Here is a 6,428-nt window from a genome sequence, read left to right as displayed (position 1 = left end):
GACATGCTCAAGTCCGCGTCGTATCTACGACAAACCGGACCGCCCGCATGTCCCTTCCATCCATCTTGTCAAACAGCTCGGAGCGTCTTCTCCGCGATCTCGCCAGGCTTGTCAACCCGTTGTTTTCGCTTTGCTTTCCGTCTCCGTCCCGACCCCGTGGCGACCGCCTCGGCTCCGGTGAGGGCGGTGTATATGGGCCGCGATCAGGCGCTGCAACAGGAAAATGACGGAAATCGGCGAGTTTTCTGACGGACCTGATTTACCCTTTGAAATCAATAAGATGCAAATCGACTAACAGATCCTTGCGTCCCGCCGGGCGCCAAGCGCCGCTGCAGGGCGACGAGAATCCTGCTGCGTCGCGGCACAAACCCCGAGTCAGTCGGCCGCCCGCACCGCCGTCACGTCGGATTCCGCAATCTCGACCCCACCGGCCAGGATCAATCGGGCACCTGACTCGCCGGGCCGCGCCTCGGTGACCGTCGAGAAGACGCGCCCCTGCACGACCTCGAGCTGCTCATCCCCGGCCCAGTACTCCACCTCGAAGCTGTGCTTGCCGCCGGAGACGCCGCCTGCGCCGGTCCAGACCAGCTCGGAGAGGTCCGGCTCCACCGCTTCGCGATTCACGATCACCCCCTCGGCGTCGCGGACCGTCAGGTAGGCGCGCTCCGCCCTCGCGTTGGGATCGACCCGCACCTGGACCGGCGCGCCGTCCCAGGAGAGGGCCATCGGCGCCTCCACCTCGGCCCCGAGCCAGGCGGCGAGGCCGGCGGCCCCGCCCGCCAGCAGCCCCTCGATCGATTCGAGGCGCTTGTTGGAGGCGACCTGCTGCTCGACCGCGGAGAAGGTGGCGAGCTGGGCCACGAACTCGGTCGATTCAAGCGGCTTCAGGGGATCCTGGTTGCGCATCTGGGTCGTGAGCAGCTTGAGGAAGGTTTCGAAGTCCGACGCGATGGTCCCGTCGTCATCGGCCGCCCCGGCGGCCTGTGCGAGCGTCGGCGTGGATGCGGCCGCGCCGGGACGCGCCGCGGGGATGGGAGAGGTCTCCACCATGTCTGGTTCTCCTAGACGCGGATGTCGAGGCCGTCGCCGAGGCGGCGGGGGGCGCGGCGCTCGTCCGGCGCGGCCTCGGGCAGAATCGAGGCGCCGGCGGCGGCGAACCTGCCTCCGCCCTTCTCGCCGTCGCCGCCATTGCCGCCGAAACTGCCGAAACTCAGGTCGACGCGGGCCTGTCCGTTGGCGGCGAGATCGCGCAGCAGCAGGTCGGCATGGCGACGCATCAGGTCGACGGTCTCCGGCCTCTCGGCGGTGATCGTCGCGACGAGGCCCGCCTCGTCGGTCCGCAGGGTGACGCGCACGCGCCCGAGTTCGGGCGGGTCGAGGCGGATCTCGGTCGAACCGTCGCCGCCGCGGCGCAGGGCGGGGGCCAGCTGAGCGGCGACGGCCGCGGCCTGGGGCCGGTCCGGCGCGGCCGCGGCGACGGTCGCGGTCATGGCGCGCGGGCCGTCATGGACCGACGCCTGGGTGGTCAGCGACTCGGCGCGGATCGGGTCGGGGGCCGCGTCGGCGGCGGCCTCGCGCATCGCGTGGAACCGCACGCCCTCGGCCTGCACCAGGGCGGCCTGCGGGGCCGGAGCCGCGACGCGCTGCTCGGACGGCTCGGCGCGGACCTGCGGCGCGGCCGCCGCCGTCGTGGGCGGCGGCTCGGCGCGATCGCGCTGGCGGCGGCGCACCGAGGGCGGATCGGCGGGACTCGTCCCGGGGTCGGCCGACGCGGCGGCGGCCCGGGCCTGCACCTGCGCGACGGGCGCCTGGGACGCCGCGGCCTGGGCGGCCGACACGGCCTGGGACGCGGCCGGCGCCGCCGGCTGCGACGCGGCGCGCTCGCCCGCCTGCGCCTGGCGCGCGGCCTCATCCGCCTGCGGGTCCGGCCGGGCGACGCCCGGATCGGGGGCCTGCGCGGCCCGCGGGTCAGGGGCGGGTCGCACGTCCTTCGGGGCGGCCGCGACGGGGAGATCGGCGCGCGCCGCGGCGCGGGGCGCATCGGCGGCATCTTCGGGGACGGCGGGCGCCTGCGCGCCGCGGGGGGCGTCGGCATCGGTCGGCGGCGCATCCGGCGCCGCATCGCCCACGGCCCCGGCGGCGGCCGCGACCTGCGGCGCGGATTGCGGGAACGCGGGGGCCGTCTGCGCGCGCGGCCCCTGCGCCGCGGGAACGGCCGATTCGCCCGCCTTCACCTCGACCGTCCCGGGAGCCTGGACGATGATGGCCGCGCCGGCCTCATCCTCGGACGGCGGGGCGTCGCCGCCCTTCCGGGCCGCGGGGGGGGCGTCGCCGTGCTTCTTGCGCTCGGCCTCGAGCGCCGCGGCGAAGCCGCCCTGGGCGCGCCCGCGCTCGGCGGGGCCGTCGGCCTCGCCGCCCTGCCGGGCGGAACGGGCGGAGTCGGGGCGCGCTTCCCGCGCCTGGGGAAGAGGGCCTGGAAACGGCATGGATTGAACCGCCACGTCGCGCTCCTTCTTTCTGAAGTTCGCGGCGAATATCGCGCCTCCGCCTTACCAACTGTTTACCGGCCTGAGCGAAGCTGTGCGGCGAGCATGAATGACCGACGGCCGGAGAATCCCGCCATGACCAGTCCCCTTCTGCCGCCGCACCCGCTTCTGGGCGGGGGCGCGGCGCCGCCCTCCGCCCCGGCGGTCACGGATGAAGAGCTCCGCGCCGCCGCGGAAGCGTTCGAAGCGCAGTTCCTGACGGAAATGTTGGGACATGCGGGGCTTGGCGCGCCGCGCAGCGCGTTCGGCGGCGGTCCGGGAGAGGAGGCTTTCGCCAGCCTCCTCGTCCGGGAGCATGCGAGATTGTTGGTCGAACGGGGGGGAATCGGCCTCGCCGAACGACTGTTCGAGGCGATGAAGGAGGGGCGGGCATGATTCGCTCAGATCCCCTGGGCGTCGCCCAGGCCATATGGATGCGCGCCGCACGGCGCCTGCTTGCGCTGCTCGAGAAAGAGCGGCGCCTTCTGCGCGCCGGCGCGCTGCGCGAAGCCGCCGACCTGGCCCCGGAGAAGGAGCGCCTGTCGCAGGAGCTGGCCGAGCCGCCCGCCGCGCCCGGCGACGACGCCCGCGCCATCGCGCGGGAGCTTCAGACCGCCGCCGCGCGCAACCGCCTGCTGCTGGGCGCGAGCCTGGAGGCCGTGCGCGCCGCCCGCGCGCGGCTTGAGCAGATCGACAAGGCGCGGCGCGAGCTCGGCGTCTATGACGAGGGCGGCAGCCGCGCGCCCTCCGCCGGCGCGCAGCGCACGCACGACAGCCGGGCCTGACCCGGGCGCCAGTCCGGGCCCGATCAGAGACCGTAGGGGCCGACCCCGCCGCGCCCGCGCCTGCGCCAGCATTCCCGGCGGATCGGTCGGGTGCGCGGCGCGGCCGGGCGGCGCGGGGGCCTTGCGCCCCCCAAGCCCGGACGCCCCCCGCGCCTCGCCCGGGCCCACGACCGGAGCGCGGGCCGGTGGCGCAGCGGCGCGGCGAAAAGAGAGAGAGAGAAGAGGCAGGCCTGCGCGGACGCCGCTATGGGGCGTTCTGAGCACCGCCGGGCGCCGCCGCGCCGGGGGAAGGGCGACCAGCGTTCACTCCTCCGCCGACATGCCGGGACAGCGCCCAGCCGTCCCCGGTCCCGGGCCGCCGCCCCCGCGACGCGGCCCGCAACGCCCCGCCCCGAACGCAAGAGGGGCGCCCGCCGGGCGCCCCTTTCACCAAGGCCCGCTTCGCCGCCCCCCCTTCACTGGCCCCCCTTCACCGGGCCCCCCTTCACCGGGCCCCCGGCGTCACAGCCAGTTGCCGGCCGATCCGATCGCCAGGATCGCGCTGGCGCTGAACAGGCTGATCGGGTCGCGCATTGCGAAGACCAGCGGATCGTCCGTCATCCAGCCCCGGTGCGCCAGCATGGCCATCCGGCTGATCCAGTACAGCAGCACCGGGCAGGCCGCCCACAGCATCAGCGGCGAGGTGTACAGCATCTGCACCTCCGGGCTCGACGCATAGAGCGCCAGCACCAGCACCGAGACATAGCCCGACGCCACCGCCATCATCGCCACGATCGGCAGGTCGTCGACCTCGTAAGCCCGCCCCGAGGCCCGGTCCTTGCCCCGCCGCAGCCCGTCCACCAGCTCCGCCTGCCGCTTGATCGCCGCCAGCGACAGGAACAGGAACGACGTGAAGGCCAGCGTCCAAGGCGAGATGTAGAGGCCCATCGCCTCGGACCCCGCCAGCACCCGCAGCGAGTACAGCCCCGCCAGCGTGCAGATGTCGATCACCAGCTTGCGCTTGAGCGAGAACGAGTAGGCCAGCGTCGCCACGTAGTAGAACGCCATCACCCCCAGGAACTGCAGCGGCAGGAAGCACAGCGCCAGAACCACCGCCGTCAGCAGCAATCCCGGGGCCAGCAACGCCCCGTGCAGCACGCGCAGCCGCCCGCTCGCCATCGCCCGGAACCGCTTGCGCGGATGCGCGCGGTCGGCCGTCAGGTCCAGCAGGTCGTTCAGCAAATAGACCGAGGACGCGGTCAGCGAGAACACGACGAAGGCCATGATCGCGTCGAACCACACCTCCCACCGGGTCTGCTGCGCGGCCAGAACCGGCAGGAACACCAGCATGTTCTTCATCCACTGGTGCGGGCGCACCGCGCTCATCACCGCCGAGACCCACTCGCGCGCGCCCGGCGGCGGGCTCAGGTGCACCGCGGGAACCGACGGGGCCGCCGCCTGCGCCGCGGCCTTGAACTCCTCCGACGCGCCCACGGTGACCGCCCCGCGCGACACCGCCCAGACCTTCAGGTCCTTCTTGCTGTCGCCGACATAGTCGAACGCGCCCTCGCCGTACCGCTCCTTCAGAAAGCCCGCCTTGCGCGCTCCGGTCAGGTTGCGGTCCGCCGTGCTGCCGAACGCTTCGTCGAACAGGCCGAGATAGTCGGCGATCTTGCGCACCATCCGCTGGTCCGAGCCGGAGACAAGCGCCGCCTTGCCGCCCGCCGCACGGTGCGCCTTGATGTAGTCGAGAACCTCCTGGTTGTACGGAAGGTCCTCGGGCGGGACCCGGCACAGCTCGGTCATCGCCGATTTGAACGCCGCGATTCCATCGCCGAGCCGCGAGGCCGCGCGCAGCGTTTCGCCCGGCGCATGGGCCAGCCCTTCGAACAGCGCTTCGTGCAACAGGTCCGATTTGATCAGGCTGTGGTCCAGGTCGACGATCAGCATGCGGCGGAAATCCCCAAAAACAACAAGCCGCTTCGACGTCGGCTGCAATCGGCGGGCAGAGTGCCGGAACTCCGCCGCAAAAGTCCACAAGCCGAAAGACGCGGGGGGGGCGCCTGCGACCACGCGCCGTTCCCGTTGCGGAACGCCGGTTCGAAACGCTGGCGCAGGCCCGGGTGCAAGGATATGATAAGCCTTGCTGACTAATTTCGCCCCTTTCCCCCCTGATCGCCCGGAGCGCCCCATGACCCCCGCCGCCTCTCCCGCAGACCCCCGCTGGGCCAGGGCCGCCGGGCTGATGCTGGTCTGCTGCGCGATGATGTCGGTGGTCGGGCTGCTGGCCAAGGCGCTGGGACAGGGGATCGGCGGGCCGCCGCTGCACCCGATGCAGATCACCGCCGCCCGCTTCGCCTTCGCCGCCGTGGCCTTCGCCTGCGGCTTCGCGGTGATCCGCCCGGGCTTTCGCGGCACGCCCTGGGGGTTCCACGCGTTCCGCTCCTCGGTCGGGATGCTGGGCTTCGTGTGCCTGTTCGGCGCCGTCACCCAGATGCCGCTGACCGAGGCGACGGCGATCTCCCTGCTCGCGCCCTTCGTCACGCTGATCCTCGCCATCCCGATCCTCGGCGAATCCGTGGGCCCGTGGCGGTGGAGCGCCGCCGCCGCGTCCTTCGCCGGGGCGATGCTGATCATCCGCCCGGGGTCCGAGGCGTTCCACCCCGCCGCGATCCTCGCCCTCGGGGCCGCGTTCTTCCAGGGGCTGGAGGCGACGTTGGTCAAGCGCCTGTCGCGGGGCGAGCCGATCTCGCGGATCCTGCTCCTGAACAGCGGGTTCGCCGCAATCATCTCCTGCCTCATCGCGGCGGCCTTCTTCTGGACCCCGCCCAGCGCGACGCAATGGGCGATGATGGTCGGCCTCGGGGTCTGCATGGCCACCGCGGCGTCCTGCTTCACCGTGGCGTTCAAGATGGTCGACGCCAGCTCGCTGATGCCGCTGGTCTACTTCGCCCTCGTCTTCACCGCCTTCTACGACGTGGTGTTGTTCGAGGTGATCCCCCCGACCCTGACCGTGGCCGGGATCGCGGTGATCGGCGCCGCCGCCGTGGTCATGGCATGGCGGGAGCGCAGGGCGCATATGCACGCCCCCGCCGCGCGCACGGCTTGATGCGACACGGGGCGCCGTGGTTTGCTCGGG

Annotated in this window: 6 protein-coding genes; 3 read left to right on the top strand and 3 right to left on the bottom strand. The window is 72.8% G+C overall.

Annotation, left to right across the window (positions count from 1 at the left end; genetic code table 11):
* Positions 1–375 precede the first annotated feature (375 nt).
* Together ACQ5SO_RS12515 and ACQ5SO_RS12510 are read right to left on the bottom strand one after the other, a co-directional pair.
* Positions 376–1,050 carry a flagellar hook capping FlgD N-terminal domain-containing protein gene (locus ACQ5SO_RS12515; protein ID WP_430941942.1) on the bottom strand — a complete coding sequence of 225 codons (675 nt, stop codon included), beginning with the start codon at positions 1,048–1,050 and terminating at the stop codon, positions 376–378.
* Between the two features lie 11 nt (positions 1,051–1,061).
* Positions 1,062–2,501 (bottom strand): flagellar hook-length control protein FliK, encoded by a 1,440-nt coding sequence (locus ACQ5SO_RS12510; protein WP_430941941.1) that lies wholly within the window; start codon positions 2,499–2,501, stop codon positions 1,062–1,064.
* Here ACQ5SO_RS12510 and ACQ5SO_RS12505 point away from each other — a divergent pair.
* Positions 2,490–2,921, top strand: a complete 432-nt coding sequence (locus ACQ5SO_RS12505) for a rod-binding protein (RefSeq protein WP_430941940.1) — start codon at positions 2,490–2,492, stop codon at positions 2,919–2,921. The two genes, ACQ5SO_RS12510 and ACQ5SO_RS12505, sit on opposite strands and share 12 nt — an antisense overlap.
* Complete coding sequence (locus ACQ5SO_RS12500) at positions 2,918–3,310, top strand: hypothetical protein (RefSeq protein ID WP_430941939.1); 393 nt, start codon at positions 2,918–2,920, stop codon at positions 3,308–3,310. The genes ACQ5SO_RS12505 and ACQ5SO_RS12500 overlap by 4 nt, the downstream gene beginning before the upstream one ends.
* 501 nt (positions 3,311–3,811) lie before the next feature.
* On the opposite strand, the gene ACQ5SO_RS12495 is transcribed toward ACQ5SO_RS12500, so the two are convergent.
* A complete protein-coding gene (locus tag ACQ5SO_RS12495; protein ID WP_430941938.1) occupies positions 3,812–5,239 on the bottom strand; it encodes a UbiA family prenyltransferase in 1,428 nt (475 codons plus the stop codon).
* Between the two features lie 241 nt (positions 5,240–5,480).
* Here ACQ5SO_RS12495 and ACQ5SO_RS12490 point away from each other — a divergent pair, with 241 nt between their 5' ends.
* Positions 5,481–6,398 (top strand): DMT family transporter, encoded by a 918-nt coding sequence (locus ACQ5SO_RS12490; protein WP_430941937.1) that lies wholly within the window; start codon positions 5,481–5,483, stop codon positions 6,396–6,398.
* The last annotated feature ends 30 nt before the right edge of the window (positions 6,399–6,428 follow it).

It is taken from the genome of Rhodovulum sp. DZ06 (assembly GCF_050586345.1).
Classification (GTDB): domain Bacteria; phylum Pseudomonadota; class Alphaproteobacteria; order Rhodobacterales; family Rhodobacteraceae; genus JBOCEF01.
Note: the sequence above shows the minus strand (reverse complement) of the source record. Positions and strands in the feature narration are given on the sequence as shown.